The organism is Hydrogenivirga sp. 128-5-R1-1, from assembly GCF_000171895.1.
The window spans coordinates 1-1,995 of the sequence record NZ_ABHJ01000191.1 but is presented as its reverse complement, the minus strand read 5'-3'; the positions used below and the strand labels follow the sequence as shown (position 1 = coordinate 1,995).

The window sequence follows — 1,995 nt, the reverse complement described above, 5'->3', positions numbered from 1 at the left end:
CATTATATCTTTATCTTTTTTAGGTGCTTTGGTTTCTTTTTTATTTTCATTTCCCATCTGGAATATTTCATTTTTACCTTTTAGGTGGCTTATGTTTAGTTGTTTTGGTGGTTTTTCTTTCTTTGCTTTGTTATTTTCTGCTGGGGGTGTAGAAAGCTTTGGGGCATTTTTTATTTCTTTTTCGGGTTTACCTGATGATATTTGGAGTTTTTTTCCTTCCTCTTTTATTGGAATGTCGTTTTTAAGCTGATTTTTTGATTTTTTTTCAGTTTGCTTTTCTTTTTCAATTTTTTTCAAGGGAGCAGGTATTTTCTTTGTAGCTTTTTTTATTTTTTCTTTATAAGGTTCTTTTTTTTGTTCTGTTTTACTTTTAACAGTAGTTTTCTTTATTGTTTTTGGCTTTTTCAATTCCTTTTTTTGTATTTTAGTTTTTTGTTTTGTTGCTTTCTTTTTATTTGAAATTTCATGGGAGAAAGGCTTCGTTGATTTTTTAGGAGTATTTAATTTTGTTTTTCTTGGTATTTTTCTTTTTGCAGAAGAAGACTTAGAGCTTTCTTTTGTGTTTACAAAAGATATTATTATTGGCTTTTCTTCTTTTTTGGTAGTTTTTAATTTATCTATTTTTGAAAAAAGTGTGAAAATTGCTGCATGAACCAGTATTGATATTAATAGAGCTATAATTAACAGGTTGTTTTCTTTTAAAAACTTCATTAAACTCTATCTTTTTTGGGTTTCTATCATGTATTTTTCAATGCCTTCTTGACGACAAAGGTCTATAATTTTAACTACATTTTTAAATTTTGTATCTTTATCAGAACGAAGTATCGCTGTAATATTTTTACCTTTAAAGCCTTTGAGCTCTTCTTTAAGCTGGGCAAAATTTATTGGTTTATTGTTTAAATATAATCTACCGTTTTTTCTTATCGTTATTTCAATTTTTTTCTCTTTAATCTCTTTTGCTTCAGCAGTTGATGCTTTGGGAAGGTTTAGAGGGATTTTTCCTTCAACCATAAATGTAGCTGTTGCCATAAATATAATGAGCAGAACTAAAACTATATCCACAAATGGAGTCATATTTATTTCAGCTATTTCCTTTTCATCATCATCTATAAGCTTCATTTTTACCTCAATCATAATGATATCTACATGTTAATATAATAGTTTAAATTTTTATAGTTGAAATTAGTTTTTTTACTTGTGAAAGACCTAAATATTTTCTCGTATATTCACTATTAGAGTATTTGTATGTGGTCATAAATTCACTATCAGTTAATTCTCTTAAATACTCAAGGCAATTATTAAAATCTTCTTTTAACTTTATCTGTTGTTCAATTGATAATTTTGGTTCAAAAAAGATTTGAATAGGATGTGTTCTATAAGGTTTTTCTGTCATAATACCATCAACTTCTAAATCTGATACAAAATATAAACCTGCTCTCCCATTACAGGAGCCTGTATCTACAGTTCTTATCCATAAGATATTATTTTTTATTTTCTCATATAAAAAATCATTAACATAATATATTTCTTTTTCATATTCTCCTTTTGACTTATTATATTTATTTGCATTTAAGAGAATTACTTTATTTTTCCCTTTGTTTTTAATGACTTTGTCTTTCATTAGGTAGAATGATACATCAATATTGTTGTTTTTATTTTCCTTTACATATTTTTCAAATTCATTTCCAGCAATATAGTTATTTTCTTTTTTTAGAATTATATTTTTTGTTATGGTTTTATTTTTGTAAATTTTCGTTGCTGGAAATTCTATATCTACAGATGATATGAACTCTTTTCTTTTAAAGAAAAAAATACCTACATTAATCCCTGTGTCTTCAAAGATTTTGTCTTCTATTATATATGCTTTATGAATATAATAATAAGGGAAAAATATTTTCCTAATATAATTGCTTCCTGATTTCCCATAAATGAAATTTGTTGGAATAATATATATCATCTGTTTTACATTGGCTTTCAAATCGTTAAACAAAGCTA

Annotated in this window: 2 protein-coding genes and 1 pseudogene; all 3 read right to left on the bottom strand. The window is 25.9% G+C overall.

Annotation, left to right across the window (positions count from 1 at the left end; all coding sequences use genetic code 11):
• Positions 1–711 (bottom strand): hypothetical protein (locus HG1285_RS03470; RefSeq protein ID WP_008288861.1); only part of this gene is annotated, 711 nt, incomplete at its 3' end.
• Positions 712–717: 6 nt separating this feature from the next.
• The gene (locus HG1285_RS03475) at positions 718–1,134 is read right to left on the bottom strand and encodes a biopolymer transporter ExbD (RefSeq protein WP_008288860.1); all 417 of its coding nucleotides are present in this window, start codon (positions 1,132–1,134) and stop codon (positions 718–720) included.
• A gap of 28 nt (positions 1,135–1,162) precedes the next feature.
• Positions 1,163–1,995: pseudogene (locus HG1285_RS19860) on the bottom strand (SAM-dependent DNA methyltransferase); the annotation flags it as partial.